Origin of the sequence: Rhodoluna lacicola, from assembly GCF_000699505.1 — a bacterium.
Classification (GTDB): domain Bacteria; phylum Actinomycetota; class Actinomycetes; order Actinomycetales; family Microbacteriaceae; genus Rhodoluna; species Rhodoluna lacicola.
Window position 1 is genome coordinate 755,412 of the sequence record NZ_CP007490.1, and the last position, 15,263, is coordinate 770,674.

The 15,263-nt window shown below is 51.0% G+C and carries 18 protein-coding genes; all 18 read left to right on the plus strand.

Annotation, left to right across the window (positions count from 1 at the left end):
• The 18 genes from gmk to lgt are packed head-to-tail and all read left to right on the plus strand — an operon-like array spanning nucleotide 1 to nucleotide 15,218.
• Entirely contained in the window at nucleotides 1-552 is a 552-nt protein-coding gene (gene gmk, locus RHOLA_RS03695; RefSeq protein ID WP_038502423.1) for a guanylate kinase, read from the plus strand.
• A gap of 44 nt (nucleotides 553-596) precedes the next feature.
• Complete coding sequence (gene rpoZ / locus RHOLA_RS03700; protein ID WP_038502426.1) at nucleotides 597-851, plus strand: DNA-directed RNA polymerase subunit omega; 255 nt, start codon at nucleotides 597-599, stop codon at nucleotides 849-851.
• Between the two features lie 29 nt (nucleotides 852-880).
• A complete protein-coding gene (gene coaBC, locus RHOLA_RS03705; RefSeq protein ID WP_038502427.1) occupies nucleotides 881-2,080 on the plus strand; it encodes a bifunctional phosphopantothenoylcysteine decarboxylase/phosphopantothenate--cysteine ligase CoaBC in 1,200 nt (399 codons plus the stop codon).
• On the plus strand, nucleotides 2,077-3,939 hold the full coding sequence (locus RHOLA_RS03710; RefSeq protein ID WP_038502428.1) for a primosomal protein N' family DNA-binding protein: 1,863 nt from the start codon (nucleotides 2,077-2,079) through the stop codon (nucleotides 3,937-3,939). Before coaBC ends, RHOLA_RS03710 begins: the two co-directional genes overlap by 4 nt.
• A 6-nt stretch (nucleotides 3,940-3,945) precedes the next feature.
• Complete coding sequence (fmt, locus tag RHOLA_RS03715; protein WP_038502430.1) at nucleotides 3,946-4,869, plus strand: methionyl-tRNA formyltransferase; 924 nt, start codon at nucleotides 3,946-3,948, stop codon at nucleotides 4,867-4,869.
• 4 nt (nucleotides 4,870-4,873) lie between these two features.
• A complete protein-coding gene (locus RHOLA_RS03720; RefSeq protein ID WP_038502432.1) occupies nucleotides 4,874-6,235 on the plus strand; it encodes an RsmB/NOP family class I SAM-dependent RNA methyltransferase in 1,362 nt (453 codons plus the stop codon).
• Nucleotides 6,236-6,244: 9 nt separating this feature from the next.
• On the plus strand, nucleotides 6,245-6,919 hold the full coding sequence (rpe, locus tag RHOLA_RS03725; protein ID WP_038502433.1) for a ribulose-phosphate 3-epimerase: 675 nt from the start codon (nucleotides 6,245-6,247) through the stop codon (nucleotides 6,917-6,919).
• A 37-nt stretch (nucleotides 6,920-6,956) separates the two neighbouring features.
• Nucleotides 6,957-7,220, plus strand: coding sequence for a phosphoribosyl-ATP diphosphatase (locus RHOLA_RS03730; protein WP_038502434.1), 264 nt, complete (start codon nucleotides 6,957-6,959; stop codon nucleotides 7,218-7,220).
• A 24-nt stretch (nucleotides 7,221-7,244) separates the two neighbouring features.
• Entirely contained in the window at nucleotides 7,245-8,084 is an 840-nt protein-coding gene (hisG, locus tag RHOLA_RS03735; protein WP_038502436.1) for an ATP phosphoribosyltransferase, read from the plus strand.
• Complete coding sequence (gene hisF, locus RHOLA_RS03740) at nucleotides 8,084-8,845, plus strand: imidazole glycerol phosphate synthase subunit HisF (protein ID WP_038502438.1); 762 nt, start codon at nucleotides 8,084-8,086, stop codon at nucleotides 8,843-8,845. The genes hisG and hisF overlap by 1 nt, the downstream gene beginning before the upstream one ends.
• Before the next feature lie 2 nt (nucleotides 8,846-8,847).
• On the plus strand, nucleotides 8,848-9,204 hold the full coding sequence (gene hisI, locus RHOLA_RS03745) for a phosphoribosyl-AMP cyclohydrolase (RefSeq protein ID WP_038502439.1): 357 nt from the start codon (nucleotides 8,848-8,850) through the stop codon (nucleotides 9,202-9,204).
• Nucleotides 9,197-10,723 (plus strand): chorismate-binding protein, encoded by a 1,527-nt coding sequence (locus RHOLA_RS03750; RefSeq protein ID WP_038502440.1) that lies wholly within the window; start codon nucleotides 9,197-9,199, stop codon nucleotides 10,721-10,723. Before hisI ends, RHOLA_RS03750 begins: the two co-directional genes overlap by 8 nt.
• Nucleotides 10,724-10,725: 2 nt before the next feature.
• Entirely contained in the window at nucleotides 10,726-11,286 is a 561-nt protein-coding gene (locus tag RHOLA_RS03755) for a Trp biosynthesis-associated membrane protein (RefSeq protein ID WP_038502442.1), read from the plus strand.
• A gap of 47 nt (nucleotides 11,287-11,333) precedes the next feature.
• Nucleotides 11,334-11,561: a DUF6704 family protein gene (locus tag RHOLA_RS03760; RefSeq protein WP_038502444.1), complete on the plus strand. Its 228-nt coding sequence runs from the start codon at nucleotides 11,334-11,336 to the stop codon at nucleotides 11,559-11,561.
• Nucleotides 11,561-12,340, plus strand: a complete 780-nt coding sequence (gene trpC / locus RHOLA_RS03765; protein WP_038502446.1) for an indole-3-glycerol phosphate synthase TrpC — start codon at nucleotides 11,561-11,563, stop codon at nucleotides 12,338-12,340. The genes RHOLA_RS03760 and trpC overlap by 1 nt, the downstream gene beginning before the upstream one ends.
• 9 nt (nucleotides 12,341-12,349) lie before the next feature.
• Entirely contained in the window at nucleotides 12,350-13,561 is a 1,212-nt protein-coding gene (trpB, locus tag RHOLA_RS03770; protein WP_038502448.1) for a tryptophan synthase subunit beta, read from the plus strand.
• Nucleotides 13,561-14,373 carry a tryptophan synthase subunit alpha gene (gene trpA, locus RHOLA_RS03775; RefSeq protein ID WP_038502449.1) on the plus strand — a complete coding sequence of 271 codons (813 nt, stop codon included), beginning with the start codon at nucleotides 13,561-13,563 and terminating at the stop codon, nucleotides 14,371-14,373. The genes trpB and trpA overlap by 1 nt, the downstream gene beginning before the upstream one ends.
• A gap of 32 nt (nucleotides 14,374-14,405) precedes the next feature.
• Complete coding sequence (gene lgt / locus RHOLA_RS03780) at nucleotides 14,406-15,218, plus strand: prolipoprotein diacylglyceryl transferase (protein WP_051636393.1); 813 nt, start codon at nucleotides 14,406-14,408, stop codon at nucleotides 15,216-15,218.
• The last annotated feature ends 45 nt before the right edge of the window (nucleotides 15,219-15,263 follow it).

Sequence of the window (15,263 nt, forward strand, 5' to 3'; positions counted from 1 at the left end):
ATGTCGAATAAGTTGATCGTCATTGCCGGACCTACCGCGGTTGGCAAAGGTACCGTAGTCGACTACATCGTAAAGAATTTTCCGGGAATCCATCTATCGGTGTCGGCAACGACCAGAAAACCAAGACCCGGCGAAGTTTATGGCAAAAATTATTTCTTTCTCAGCCATGAGGAATTTGATGGCCTGATTGCCGATGGTGAGATGCTGGAATACGCAACGGTACACGGCCTGAATAAATATGGAACGCCTCGCAAACCTGTTTTGGAAGCCCTTGCCCGAGGCGAGCACGTAATTTTAGAAATCGATCTCCAGGGGGCAAGGCAAGTGCGAAAGACCATGCCGGAGGCGAAATTCATCTTTATAACCCCGCCTAGTTGGGACGAACTTGTGCGCAGGCTCACCGCAAGGGGCACCGAATCCGCTGAGGAACAAGAAAAACGGCTTGAGACTGCCCGAGAGGAGCTAGCTGCTCAGGGGGAGTTTGACCACGTAGTTATAAACGATGAGGTAGCCAGATGCGCCGCCGAAGTCGTAGACTTGATACAGAGTTAGCGGCCGGACCGCCAAAACACCCCAATTAACAAGAAGGTTGAACCATGTCTGAAAAGCTTGAAGGAATTGTCTCTCCAGCGATTGACAACCTGCTAAACAAGGTTGACTCAAAGTACGAACTAGTGATCTTTGCTTCAAAGCGTGCTCGCCAGATTAACGACTACTACTCAGCCTTACACGAGGGCAGCCTGTTCAACAATGTTGGACCACTTGTAGACGCAACGGTTGATGAGAAGCCACTAACAATCGCGATGCACGAGATCGACCAGAACAAACTACAGAAGCACGCAACAGAGTAATTACAGCTCAAAACTTTTAGACAAAGTCCATGCACGTAATCGTTGGTATTACCGGTGGCATAGCTGCCTACAAGGCCACGGCCATTATTCGATTACTAACAGAGGCGGGCCACACCGTAAAGGTGATACCAACCCAAAACGCGTTGCGATTTATCGGAGCCACAACGCTGGAGGCACTGTCTCATAACACGGTTGACCCTGATTTGTACACCGATGTTGAATCCGTGAAGCATGTTGCTCTTGGTCAGGAAGCCGATTTAGTAATCGTTGCACCTGCCAGTGCATCGTTCTTAGCCAGATACAGCGCGGGAATCGCAGATGACCTACTCGGCAACACGTTGCTGGTTACTAAGGCTCCGTTAGTAGTTGCACCAGCAATGCACACAGAAATGTGGCTGCATCCGGCCACTCAAGCAAACGTTAAGTTGCTTACCGAACGTGGCGTGCACATTCTTGAACCGGCAGTGGGTCGTCTGACAGGGGAAGATAGCGGCATTGGACGCCTACCGGAACCTGAAGAAATTGTTTCGTTTGCGCTCTCTAAAATTGGCAGGCAAGACCTCGCCGGTAAAAGATTTTTGATCACAGCCGGAGGCACCAGAGAAGAAATTGATCCAGTTCGTTTCATCGGCAACAAGTCTTCTGGCAAACAGGGGATTGCCATTGCACTTGAAGCTGCGCAACGCGGAGCAACTGTGACACTGATTGCAGCCAACATCGCGGCTGTTCCAAGTGAAATTCAGAATGTCATTCCAGTGCAGGACACACAGCAGTTAAGTCAGAAGCTGAACGAGCAACTCGCCGAGCAAGATGTCTTGGTTATGGCGGCGGCAGTTGCCGACTTTAGGGTTGCGAATACAGCCTCAAACAAACTAAAACGTTCTGAGTTGGGCAATCACTTGCAGTTAGAACTAGTCGCCAATGAAGATATACTGGCCAACGCTGTTAAGCGGATTCAGGCCGAACACTTGCAGGTTGTCACCGTTGGCTTCGCAGCGGAGACCGCTGCCGACACGCACCAACTTGAGGAACTAGCTAAATCAAAACTTGCACATAAGGGTTGCGACTTGGTAGTTGCCAACAATGTCGCCAATGGTGCCGTTTTCGACGCCGACACTAACGACGTACTGATTCTCACACGAAGCGGTAGAACCGTGGCGGCTCAAGGGTCAAAGCGTTTAGTAGCTGCAGAACTGCTAGACGTAATAGCTGACCTGCAAGCCAAATGATTGCCAGAGTGGTGATTGATTCACCGCTTCCTCAACTAGACCGACTTTTTGACTATTTGATTCCTGAAGGTCTAGCCGCCCAGGTAATCGCAGGCGTACGTGTTCGAGTGCCATTTGGTAGGTCCAAAAACTTTTTAGATGGCTTCGTTGTTGAAGTTGTTGAGAGCAGTGATTTCACTGGTGACCTGAATCCAATTGCTGAATTAGTTTCTTCGGCTCCGGTGTTAGACAACTGGGTTTATCAATTAGTCAGGGCCGTAGCAGACCGCCAGGCCTCAACAGCTTCAGACGTACTTCGGCTGGCTATTCCAGATCGCTCGGTTGCGGTTGAGAAGAAGTGGTTGGAGTCCACCACGGTTGCTGAGTCAACAAAAGCGATTTCCGAGGGATCTAAACAAACTGCTCTTGTTGCACCAGTCACCGATGCTAATGGGCCAATTTGGGTACAACAGATTTTGAACACCTGCATACGGGCAGTTAGGTCTGGAACATCAGTGATTATTGCCGTGCCAGACTTTCGTGACCAAGTGGCCCTGCTTGAAGCACTCACCGATTCTGAAGTTGCAAGCGCGGTAATCAACTTCACAACCGACACTCAAAAGTCCAAACGATACGCTGCATTTCTTGCCTGCTTGAGTAACGATGTGAGCATCGTTGTTGGAAGCAGATCTGCAATCTACGCTCCGGTTCGAAATCTCGGCCAGATAATCGTCTGGGACGACGGCGACCCAAGTCATCAGGAGCCGATTAGCCCATACAGCCACACTCGTGAGGTTGCCTTGATGCGTCAACGCATTCAGGATTGCAATCTTTTATTCCTAGGTCACAGCAGATCAACAGAAGTGGCTCGTTTGGTTTCGCTGAAATTCCTTGAGGATATCAGCACGCCTTTCAAGCTACCCAAAATCGCCAACACCGATTCTGAACTGCGCGTTGACTCGATGGCGTGGCAAGCGATTCGTGCTGGATTGGCGAACGGACCGGTCTTGGTGCAAGTGGCGGCAAAGGGAACCGCAACATCGGTGTTTTGCTCTTCCTGCGATAAGCGCGCCGAATGCAGAAATTGCAACGGACCGCTTTGGATTGACGAACGCAACTACGTCAAGTGCCGCTGGTGCAATGCCGTAAACATGGATTTTCGGTGCCAAGAATGCGCCGGAACAAAATTAAAACCAGGTTCCGCAGGCTCGACTCGAACACTTGCTGAATTCGGGCGTGCCTTTCCTGGTGTGCAATTGATTGAAGCAACCGCCGAGAGCAAGGCTCAAACGCTGAAGTCAGGCAATTTCTTAGTGGTATCCACGCCAGGTGCAGAGCCAAGAGTGATTGGTGGTTACGCAGCGATCGTTATTTTGGATGCCAATCGCGCGTTGAACCGGGATACGCTGCGGTCTACCGAGGATGCAGTGCGTGCTTGGTCCAATGCCATTGCGCTTGGTAGCGGTGAGGCCAGAAGTGTTTTGGTTGGCGTATCTGGGGCGCTGGCTAAAAAGTTCTCACTTTGGTCACAGGCGGAGATTGCGCAACGAGAGCTCGCCACCCGAGCCGAACTTAGATTTCCGCCGGCAATCAGACTAGCCTCACTTGGTTCCTCAAAGGAACTTATTCAAGAAGTGCTAGGTGAACTTAGTGCCCTATCTGGAATTGAAGTCCTTGGTCCAGTGCCAATTTCGACAAGAGGTGTGACCTCTGAGTGGCGCGTTTTGATTAAGTACGAATACTCCGATGGCGCAAAGCTTGCCGAAACACTCAAAGCATTGTCACTTAAGCTTTCTGCCGGTCAGCAACGAGTAAGCGCTAAATCTGGCCGCGCCATGCGTCCAATCCGCATCAAGATGGATGATGTAGAAGTAATCTAGAGGCCTATGAGAGTAATTTTTGCTGGCACGCCACAAAATGCGGCCACCACGCTGATTGCTCTAACTAAATCCGGCGTCGACGTTGTTGGGGTGCTTACCCGAACTGATGCTCCTATTGGCCGCAAGAAAGTTTTGACTCCGTCGCCGGTAGCGGCAGCAGCCGCGGAATTGAACATTCCTGTGCTCAAAGCCAATCAGGTTGATGAAGCTACGCTCGAAGAGATCTTGGCTCTGAAGCCGGATCTTGGCGTCGTGGTGGCCTACGGTGCGTTCCTGAACGAAGGCACTTTGACGGCTTTGCCGAAGGGTTGGATTAATTTGCACTACAGCCTGTTGCCAGCGCTTCGCGGTGCCGCACCTGTGCAACACGCGCTACTTCAAGGCTTAACTTCCACTGGTGTAACTGCATTTCAACTTGATCGTGGAATGGATACCGGACCGATACTGCTTCAGGCACCAACCACGATTGAACCCAACGAGAGCGCGGGCAGATTACTTAGCCGGCTTACAGACATCGGAATCAGCGTTTTACTTGAAATCATTCCGGCTATCGCAGCTGGTGTTACTACGGCTAAACCTCAAGAGAACTCTGCTGCATCATTTGCACCAAAGATAGATCGCGTAGACGCTCAAATTTCTTGGACTAAAACCGCAGTGGATATTGAACAGTTGATTCGCGCGATGAATCCAGAGCCGATGGCCTGGACCACCCTGCAGGCCGAATCGTTCAGAGTGCTTGAGGCACGCGCGTGGCCGGCTATCGTTTTAGCTGATCCAGTCGCCAGGGTTCAACTTGTTGATGGCAAAGTGTTGGTAAAAGCTTCGTCAGGCAGCGTTGAGTTAATCACGGTGCAGCCGGCGGGAAAAAATGTTATGGCGGCAATTGATTGGTTCCGTGGAACTAAGGGGCATCTTGTCTTCGGCTCCTAAACCAATGCGAACCTCATCAAGAACCGTTGCTCTTGAGCTTCTTTTCGCGGTTGAGTTTGATGACGCTTATGCGAACCTGTTACTACCAAAGCTATTAACGGCTTCAAGACTTGATGAACGCGACTCGGCTCTTGCCCAGGAACTGAGTTTTGGCACACTACGCTGGCAGTTATTTTACGATCGCATTATCGAGGAGTGCGCTAAGCGTTATGCCGATGAGATTGATCTAAAGTCACTAATAGTTCTTCGTTTGGGAGCACACCAATTACTGGGCATGCGCACACCGGCTCACGCGGCTCTTGATGAAACCGTTGAGCTAGCAAAGCAATTTGTCAGCAGGGGAGCGGCCGGTTTTGTAAACGGTGTGCTTCGCCGGGTGAGCGAACGCAAGCGCGATGAATGGCTGGCAATCGTGCTTCAAGGTCTTGAGAATCCGGCAGAGAAACTAGCCGTTGAGTTTTCACATCCAATCTGGGTGGTCAAGGCAATGCAACAGTCGCTGGCACTTGATGGTCGCGAGTCAGAACTGCAAGATCTTCTGCTGGCTGACAACATCGCTCCCCTGGTAAGCCTCGTTGCTCTGCCCGGCCTTGCCAAGAAGTCGGATTTTGAAGACCTACCAATTGGTCCGGCTAGCCCTATCGGTGCACAGTTAGATTCTGGTGATCCAAACAATTTGGTGGCTTTCCGTGAAGGACGAATCAGGGTTCAAGATCAAGGTTCGCAATTGGCAGCGCTTGCTTTGGTCGAAGCAAAACCTATTGCAGAAAACGAAAGGTGGCTTGACCTGTGCGCTGGACCCGGCGGAAAGGCTGCCCTTCTAGCGGCAGAGGCCCAGGTAAATGGCGCACAATTTATTTGCAACGAGATTGCACCGCATCGCGCCAAACTTGTCAGCCAGGCAATTGCAGTCGTGAACAACAAAATTCAAGTCACAGTTGAGGACGGTCGAAACTATTCCGTTCAACACGGCAATCAGTTTGATCGAATTTTGCTTGATGCTCCCTGCACCGGTCTTGGGGCGCTTCGTCGCAGACCGGAGTCGCGCTGGCGTAAAACACAGGCAGATGTCGCTGAACTGAGTCAACTGCAAGAAGAGTTGCTTCTAAGCGCCTGGGATTGCCTATTACCAGGTGGGGTGCTGGCCTACGTCACTTGTTCGCCACATCTTGCTGAGACAAACGCCATTGTTGATTGGGCGAAGAAGAAACTTATTGGTCTAGAACTAATTGACGCTAACGCCGTATTAGCCGAAATCAATCCAAATCTGCACTTGAACCATAACCGCAAGACCGCTCAACTTTGGCCGCACATCCATCAAACTGACGCGATGTTTATTGCCCTGTTCACTAAGACCAGTGGCTAGGCTGATTGCATGAGCCGCGCAAGAATTAATCCAAGTATTCTTTCTGCAGACTTTGCCAATTTTGAGTCTGAATTCGCCACAATTGCCAACAGTGACCTTATCCATGTTGATGTGATGGACAACAATTTCGTTCCAAACCTGACCTTTGGCTTACCTATGGTTCAGCGCATGCAACAAATCACACCAAAACCGCTGGATATTCACCTGATGATTGCCAATGTTGACAAGTGGGCGGCGGGCTATGCCGAGACCGGTGCGTTTTCAGTCACTTTTCACGCTGAGGCATCAGACAACCCGGTGCAGCTAGCCCGCAAAATTAGGGCTATTGGTGCTCGAGCAGGAGTTGCCATTAAGCCAGGCACAAATGTTGAGGGTGTTCTTGATGATCTTTCGGAATTTGATCAATTGCTGGTCATGACGGTTGAGCCTGGTTTTGGTGGGCAGGCACTAATCGAAGACACACTTACCAAGGTCAGTGCTGCCCGCAGGCGAATCGATCAAGACAAGCTTGATGTCTGGTTGCAAGTAGACGGTGGTATAGACGAAACAAACATCCAACGAGTTGCCGAACTCGGCGCAGATACCTTCGTTGCCGGTAGCGCTGTATTCAAGTCGCAAGATCGCGCCAAGCAAATCCAAAACCTACGTGATTTGGCCGAAATCGGTATTTCACACCGTCATTAGCTTTGGTTGCCGCGCTACAAGCCGGTAACCTATTTAAATGAAGTCCTTCGAACAACTTTTTGCTGAAATAAGCGAAAAGGCCGCCAATCGCCCGGCCGGTTCTGAAACCGTGAAGTGGATTGATGCAGGCACCCACACCATCGGCAAGAAGATCGTCGAGGAAGCGGCCGAAGTCTGGATGGCCGCAGAACATGAAGGCAAGGAACGCACCGCCGAGGAAATTTCCCAGCTGATTTACCATTTGCAGGTGCTGATGGTCAATCAAGGTCTCACCCTAGAAGACCTAGAAAAAAACTTTTAGTCACTTCTTTCGAAAGATATAACTTTGCTTAGAGTCGCAGTACCAAATAAAGGAATCCTGTCTGATTCCGCAATCCTCATGCTCAAGGAAGCCGGTTACACAGTTCGTCGCGATCCAAAAGATCTGCACGTTGTAGATCAGGCGCACAACATTGAATTCTTTTACCTTCGCCCTCGAGACATTGCAACCTATGTGGGCTCCGGTTCGCTGGATGTTGGCTTCACCGGCCTTGACCTATTACTGGACAGCCGCTCAAAGGCGGTATCGGTTGCGGATCTAGGTTTTGGTGGTTCAACATTTAGATTCGCTGGCCCAGTAGGGAAGTTCAGCCAACTAAGTGACCTGTCTGGTAAGCGCGTAGCTACCGCTTATCCGCACCTAGTTGAGGATTTCCTGAAAAATCAAGACATCAAAGTTGAGTTGGTTCAGCTTGATGGGGCAGTGGAAGTTGCCGTGCAACTTGGCGTGGCCGACGCAGTGGCCGATGTTGTTTCAACAGGAAACACCCTTCGCCAGGCCGGTCTTGAAATTTTTGGTCCAGTTATTCTGCAAAGCTCGGCGCAGCTAATAGTTGCTCCTGGTAACCAGGATGAACACACGCAGCTTTTGCGTCGCATGCAGGGCGTTCTTGTTGCGCGCGAGTACGTGATTTTTGACTACGACTGTCCGACCGGCCTCGTCGACCAGGCTTCAGCAATCACACCTGGCATTGAGTCACCAACCATTTCACCATTGCGGGATGCCGACTGGGTAGCGGTTCGCGCCCTGGTAAAGACTTCTGAGATCAACGCCAAGATGGATAAGCTCTACGAACTCGGAGCCCGAGCAATTTTGGTGAGCGCAATTCACGCCGCGAGAATCTAGTGTCTCTTTCGGTAAGGGTAATTCCCTGCTTAGATGTTGCCGAGGGACGCGTCGTTAAGGGTGTCAACTTTCTCAACCTACGCGATGCAGGGGACCCAATCGAACTTGCTGCGAAGTACTACACCGATGGCGCCGACGAGCTCACCTTTTTGGATGTAAAAGCCACGGTAGACAATCGTTCGACCATGTATGACCTGGTCACTGCATGCGCCGAAAAGATTTTTATACCACTCACCGTAGGCGGTGGCATCCGCGAGGTGGATGACGTCGCCAAACTACTTGGTGCCGGGGCCGACAAGGTTAGTGTTGGTTCGGCGGGTATCGCCAACCCCCACTTGCTCAGTGAGATCGCTAATAGATTCGGAAACCAGGTGCTAGTTATCTCACTTGATCTAAAGCGCTCTGCAAACACAGATTCTGGTTTCGTTGTCACAAGCCACGGCGGGCGAGAGGAAACCCAGCTTGATGCAATCGACTGGATAAACCGGACCATCGAACTTGGAGCCGGAGAGTTGCTGATCAACAGCATCGACGCTGACGGCACCAGAGCAGGCTTTGACACCCAGATGATTCAGGCCGTTCGCCAAATTGCTCAAATTCCAATCATTGCCTCTGGTGGCGCAGGCAAGGCATCTGATTTTCCAGAAGCAGCAGCCGCTGGAGCAAATGCCATTCTTGCCGCATCTATCTTTCATGAAGGTTCCGTTTCTATCTCCGAGGCCAAGGCCCAACTAAAATTGGCTGGATACGAGACGAGATAGCCATGATTGCCAATCAAAATGAATTAGCCAAGCTGCGCTTCAACGAGGCTGGCTTAATCCCGGCCGTGGTGCAGAGCGCAGATAGCAAAAGGGTTCTGATGGTGGCTTGGATGAATAAGCAATCAATCGACCAAACTTTCGCAATAGGCGAGACGGTGTTTTTCTCACGGTCACGAAACGAACTTTGGCACAAGGGCGAAAGCTCGGGGAACACCCAACGAGTCCTGAAGGTAGAGGTTGATTGCGACAGCGATTGTCTGCTGATTCACGTTGAAGAAAATGGCCCAGCCTGCCACAACGGCACCGAGTCCTGTTTTGATTCAACAGTTCTTGGAGAAGCGGACGGTCTGAATGGCTAAAGTTCAGTTTTCAAAATCAGAGGTTCTAGAACTAGCCACTACACATCGCGTGATACCGCTGATCGAAACACTATTTTCGGGCATCGAAACACCCATGTCTATCTTTGAAAAATTGGCGGCTGACAAACCAGGCAGCTTCTTGCTTGAATCGGCGCAGCATGGTGTTTGGGCGAGGTACAGCTTCATAGGAGTTAATAACCGAGGCCTGCTCACTCAGGATGCGACTGGAAACGTACATTGGACCTCATCCACTCATCAATCTCCGCTAGCCGACGGCTCCACAAATCTTTCTAATTCCGGTCTTGACGCTGTAGCCCAGATACAGAAATCTTGGACCACTGTTTCAGTCGCCGATCTACCCCCTCTAACCAGCGGGTTGGTAGGAGTGATGGGCTGGGACTTGGTTCGTGAAATTGAAAACCTGCCAACGGCAAGAAGCAAAGATTTTGCTTCACCCACCCTTGCTCTGGCCATGTTTCGGGACCTGGTGATTGTGGATCACGAGACAAACTGCGTTTTGCTGGTCTCAAATGTTTTTGTGGCTGATGGTGAAGATGCGGCCCAACTCTACGAAGAAGCTGTGCAACACATCGACGCAATGCGTGCGGATCTTTTGAAGCCAATCAATTCGGTGATTGCTGACGTAGACTTCAACACCGATTTCCAGGCTCAGCACGCGGTATCAAAGGATCAATTCCTGGAAGCAATTGAGCAGGCTAAGGGATTCGTGAGAATTGGTGACGTCTTTCAAGTTGTGCTCTCGCAGCGATTTGATCTTGCCACCAACGCCAGTGCGCTTGATACCTACAGAGTCTTGCGTGCACTAAACCCAAGCCCCTACATGTACTTGCTGAATTTTGAGGACGAGCACGGTCCATACGCGGTTGTGGGTTCCTCACCCGAAGCGTTGGTGACTGTATCAGCCGGCACTGCAATCACGCACCCAATCGCAGGTTCAAGACCAAGAGGCAATAATCACGAAGCTGATCAACTTCTAGAGCAACAACTATTGGCCGACAATAAAGAGAAGTCGGAACACCTAATGCTGGTGGACCTTGCGCGCAATGACTTACTCAAAGTTTGTGATCCCGGTTCAGTAACGGTCACAGAATTCATGCAGGTGCATAAATTTAGCCACATCATGCATTTGGTATCCACGGTTGAAGGCAAAGTTGCCGAAAGTTGCACACCCATAGATGTTTTCAAAGCAACATTCCCAGCCGGCACGCTATCGGGTGCCCCAAAGCCGAGAGCTCTTGAGATCATTGACGAACTTGAATCGGCAAATCGCGGAATTTTTGGGGGAGTCGTGGGCTATTTCGACTTTGCTGGCAACGCTGACCTTGCGATTGCCATCCGAACAGCTTTTATTCGCGACGGTGTTGCACACGTGCAGGCCGGCGCGGGCATTGTGCTGGATTCAGTTCCGGAAGCTGAGTATCAAGAAACAATCGCCAAAGCCAGCGCTCCACTGCGCGCAATAGCGGCCGCCGATGCTTTGGTACGGAGAACAAACTAATAATGAGGCGCTCAATACCGCTTAGCAGAGGCCGTTCGCTTGGGCTGATTTCAATTTTTTTGATTAGCGGCTTTGTTGTAGCCGGACAAGACTGGTTCTTAGTATCAATGACTCCAAACGAGGCAGAGGTAAATCTGAAGAGCTTTGATGGATACACCGCCTACAGCTGGGTTTCTCCACTGCTTTTAGTGTGTTTAGCCGCGCTTGGTACTTCCGCCATCTCGGCTGGCGCCGCTAGGTTTATCAGTCTTTTGGTTGGTTCGATTAGCAGCTTTGCCCTGACAGCGTTGGCCGGCATGGGTGTTTTGAATCTAGATCTGTCTGGTGTGGCCGACGAAATAGCAACTGCCACCGGAATAGCTGCAACCCACGGCATTTCTGCATTAGACGTGACGATTGCGCCTATGGCAGCCGCCGCTATCGCATTTTTTGCAGTTCTTGGCATCGTCTTTTTGGCAGCATCGCTGTCCCAGCGCAATTGGGTTGCGAATTCAAGCACAGCGGTGAAGAAACCTGGAAAAAAAGCAGTAGATTCCATTTCTCTCTGGGATGAGCAGCGATAGTCTCAAGCGCCATTGGTAAGATTTAGATACACCCAGAAAGGCTAGAAATGTCAGAAAACCTCAATGATCCAGGACACGGCGATTCAGTTGCATCTTGGACCGCGGTCAGCATCATCATGGTTGCTTTCACCATCGGTACTTTTGCCTTCTGGTTTAACATCGCTCCAATCGTCTGGGCCTCTGCCGTTCTTGCTATCGCCGGAGTACCAGTGGGAATTCTTCTAAAGCGCGCTGGATATGGCGTGGGCGGCGAAAAGTCTAAGAAAAAGCACTAGTGCTTAGCGATCTTTACGCTGGATCGCTTGCGGACGCGGCTAGAAGATTAGAGAGCACCCCGCTAAAGCTTGTTGAGGCCCAAGCGCTGGCCAGACCGCCAGCATTAGATGCCATGATCGCACTGGCACCCAGTTCTCAAATTAAGGTCTTGGCTGAAGTTAAGCGTGCTTCTCCTTCAAAAGGTCAGATGGCCGCAATTCAAGATCCCGCCGCGCTAGCCAGAATCTACGCCGACAACGGCGCCAGCGCGATCAGCGTGCTCACAGAGGAGCAAAAGTTTAAGGGCTCTCTTCAAGACCTAGAGGCCGTTCGAGAATCCGTTCAAGTCCCACTACTTAGAAAAGATTTCATTGCCACGGAGCATCAGATTCTTGAAGCTAGGGCAGCGGGTGCCGACATTATCTTGCTCATCGTTGCAGGACTACCTGAAGCCGACATCGCTCGACTAATGAAATTTTCATCTGAACTTGGCATGACCCCATTCATCGAGACCCACAGTGAAGAAGAGCTGAAAATCGCACTTGGGCTTGGGGCAGCCCTGATTGGCGTCAATGCTCGTGACCTATCTACTTTTGAAACTAACAGAGACTTATTTGGCGAATTAGTTGACCTAATTCCAAGCGGAGTGATTAAAGTCGCCGAGTCTGCTGTTAGGAATGCTGATGACGTTGCGCACTACCGAAGGGCCGGAGCCGACGTGGTTCTAGTTGGTGAGGCCCTGGTCACTAATGATCCAGCTGCGATGCTGCGTTCATTTCTACAAGCCGGAAAGTATTAGGATTTAAACATGACAAAGCTGCGCGAACAAGTTGGGCCGTATTTCGGCGAGTTCGGCGGTCGTTTTGTCCCCGAATCTTTAATTGCTGCTCTTGATGAGCTTGACGCTACTTACCAAGCGGCAAAAGCGGATCCTACTTTTCAACTGGAACTGGCCGAGTTGCACCGCACTTACACCGGACGTCCCTCAATCATCACTGAGGCCAAAAGATTTGCTGAGCATGCTGGTGATGTAAGAATCTTCCTGAAGCGCGAGGATCTAAACCACACCGGTTCGCACAAAATCAACAACGTTCTTGGTCAAGCGTTGCTAACCAAGCGCATGGGTAAATCCCGAATCATCGCCGAGACCGGGGCTGGTCAGCACGGCGTAGCCAGCGCAACTGCAGCGGCCCTGTTTGGCCTTGAGTGCGTGGTTTACATGGGAGAGGTCGACACCGAACGTCAAGCGCTAAACGTTGCTCGAATGCAACTTCTTGGCGCAACTGTCGTTCCGGTAAAAACCGGAAGCCGCACCCTGAAGGACGCAATCAACGAGGCGCTTCGTGACTGGGTCGCAAATGTCGACGACACTCATTATCTTTTGGGAACCGTCGCCGGTCCGCACCCTTTCCCAACCATGGTGCGTGATTTTCACAGTGTGATTGGAATTGAAGCGCGCCAGCAAATGCTTGACGAGTACGGCTTTCTGCCTACCGCGCTTGCCGCCTGCGTGGGAGGCGGGTCAAACGCAATTGGCCTGTTCCACGCTTTTCTAGATGACGAAGAAGTAGAACTCTACGGTTTTGAAGCAGCCGGTGATGGCATGGGAACCCCTAGGCACGCGGCTACATTAAATTACGGACGGACCGGAGTGCTGCACGGAGCCAAAAGCTACATGCTTCAAGATGAAGACGGTCAAACCCTGGAAAGTCATTCAATCTCTGCGGGCTTAGATTACCCGGGCGTTGGACCGGAACACGCTTGGCTAAAGGATTTAGGAAGAGCAAAGTACTGGGGTATTTCTGACGCCGAGGCTATGGACGCCCTTCGCTTACTTAGCAGAACAGAGGGAATCATCCCGGCAATTGAGACAGCGCACGCCATGGCCGGCGCCCTAAAGTTGGGAAAAACTTTGCCAGCAGGATCATCTATTTTGATCAACCTATCGGGTCGCGGAGATAAAGACATGGAGACCGCAGCAAAATACTTTGGTCTGCTGGACGCTCAAGGAAAGAATTGATGTCAAGCAAGACCGCAGATGTCTTAAAAGCCAGAAAATCAAGTGGCAAGGGTTCGCTGATTGGGTATTTTCCCGTTGGATATCCGACTCTTGAAAAATCCGTTGAAGCTGCAATTGCAATGTGTAAAAACGGGGTAGATGTTCTTGAGCTTGGAGTTCCATATTCTGACCCGGTGATGGATGGTCTGGTCATCCAACAGGCAACAGAGCAGGCTCTCGAGAATGGCTTCAAACTAAAGCAAGTTTTCGATGCCGTTAAGCAAATCACTGCGGCAGTGGACACACCAGTTTTGGTCATGACCTACTGGAATCCAGTTATCAGCTACGGTGTTGAAAAATTTGCCCATGACCTAGCCGAGGCTGGTGGAGCGGGACTAATAACTCCCGATCTAATTCCAGACGAGGCTAAAGAATGGCTTGAAGCATCGGATAAGTACGAACTTGATCGAGTTTTTCTAACAGCACCAACTTCAACTCCGGAGAGAGTGAAAAACGCCTGCGACTTGAGCCGAGGTTTTGTTTACGCGGTTTCAACCATGGGTATCACCGGCACTCGTGAATCGGTAGACGATTTAGCCAAGCAGGTTGTCGAATCAGTTCGAAATGCATCTGCCACCCAAAATACTGCGGTTGGAATTGGTATTTCATCCGCCGGTCAAGTGCGTGAGGTAAACGACTACGCAGACGGAGCAATCGTTGGATCTGCATTCATCAGAGCCTACGCAGATGGTGGGGTTGATGCTCTGGCCACCAAAACCGCCGAACTTGCAAAAGCTTTGAACTTGGTTCGGGAGTCGTTGTGCAATTTTTAGCAAGCATTCCAAGTCCGCCGATCAGTTTCTTTATGGTCGGGCCATTCAAAATTCACTTTTACGCGCTTTGCATTCTCACGGGAATGATTCTGGCCATTTGGTTGGCCGACCGCCGACTGGTTAGCCGTGGCGCAACCTCAGGGCTTGCTCTAGACATTGCCCTTTGGACTATCCCGATTGCGGTAGTCGGAGCAAGAATCTTCCACGTGCTCACCCACAGCGGTGACTATTTCTATCCGGGCGCCGACCTAACCGCAGTATTAAGGATTTGGGAGGGTGGCATTGCCATTTATGGTGGCCTAATCGGGGGAGCCATCGGTGCTTGGATCGGCTCAAATCGCGCTGGCATCAAGTTTTGGTCATTTGCCGACGCAGTGGCCCCGGGCATTCTTCTAGCCCAGGCAATAGGTCGCTGGGGTAATTACTTCAATCAAGAACTTTTTGGCTTCGAAACAACCTTGCCGTGGGGTCTAGAAATTGACCCCGATAACCCGGCCTTCCCACCAGGTCTGCCGGCCGACACCCTTTTTCACCCCACTTTTCTCTACGAATCAATCTGGAGTCTCATCGGTGTGGCTATCTTGCTCAGCCTGGATAAGCGGCTCAATCTGCGCTGGGGAACCATGTTCGGCGCCTACCTGATCTATTACTCACTGGGTCGCTTGATCACCGAAAATCTTCGAATTGACCCAAGTGACATAATTTTGGGGCTGCGCACAAATGTTTGGTCAGCGATTTTGGGTGTGCTGGTCGGTGCTTTGATTATCTACTGGCAAAAACGCCAGCACCCGGGCCCAGAGGCCAGTGTTTACAAAGCAAATGCATTAGACTCAAGGTCTGAATAATCTTCAGCCCCGGCCAGTGGCGGTCGGTGTTTGGGCCGATGTTGT

What these genes read in the sequence shown, in the direction of transcription:
- gmk (WP_038502423.1), top strand. Translation starts at nt 1, where the DNA reads ATGTCGAATAAGTTGATCGTCATTGCCGGACCTACCGCGGTTGGCAAA.
- rpoZ (WP_038502426.1), top strand. Translation starts at nt 597, where the DNA reads ATGTCTGAAAAGCTTGAAGGAATTGTCTCTCCAGCGATTGACAACCTG.
- coaBC (WP_038502427.1), top strand. Translation starts at nt 881, where the DNA reads ATGCACGTAATCGTTGGTATTACCGGTGGCATAGCTGCCTACAAGGCC.
- RHOLA_RS03710 (WP_038502428.1), top strand. Translation starts at nt 2,077, where the DNA reads ATGATTGCCAGAGTGGTGATTGATTCACCGCTTCCTCAACTAGACCGA.
- fmt (WP_038502430.1), top strand. Translation starts at nt 3,946, where the DNA reads ATGAGAGTAATTTTTGCTGGCACGCCACAAAATGCGGCCACCACGCTG.
- RHOLA_RS03720 (WP_038502432.1), top strand. Translation starts at nt 4,874, where the DNA reads ATGCGAACCTCATCAAGAACCGTTGCTCTTGAGCTTCTTTTCGCGGTT.
- rpe (WP_038502433.1), top strand. Translation starts at nt 6,245, where the DNA reads ATGAGCCGCGCAAGAATTAATCCAAGTATTCTTTCTGCAGACTTTGCC.
- RHOLA_RS03730 (WP_038502434.1), top strand. Translation starts at nt 6,957, where the DNA reads ATGAAGTCCTTCGAACAACTTTTTGCTGAAATAAGCGAAAAGGCCGCC.
- hisI (WP_038502439.1), top strand. Translation starts at nt 8,848, where the DNA reads ATGATTGCCAATCAAAATGAATTAGCCAAGCTGCGCTTCAACGAGGCT.
- RHOLA_RS03750 (WP_038502440.1), top strand. Translation starts at nt 9,197, where the DNA reads ATGGCTAAAGTTCAGTTTTCAAAATCAGAGGTTCTAGAACTAGCCACT.
- RHOLA_RS03755 (WP_038502442.1), top strand. Translation starts at nt 10,726, where the DNA reads ATGAGGCGCTCAATACCGCTTAGCAGAGGCCGTTCGCTTGGGCTGATT.
- RHOLA_RS03760 (WP_038502444.1), top strand. Translation starts at nt 11,334, where the DNA reads ATGTCAGAAAACCTCAATGATCCAGGACACGGCGATTCAGTTGCATCT.
- trpB (WP_038502448.1), top strand. Translation starts at nt 12,350, where the DNA reads ATGACAAAGCTGCGCGAACAAGTTGGGCCGTATTTCGGCGAGTTCGGC.
- trpA (WP_038502449.1), top strand. Translation starts at nt 13,561, where the DNA reads ATGTCAAGCAAGACCGCAGATGTCTTAAAAGCCAGAAAATCAAGTGGC.
- lgt (WP_051636393.1), top strand. Translation starts at nt 14,406, where the DNA reads ATGGTCGGGCCATTCAAAATTCACTTTTACGCGCTTTGCATTCTCACG.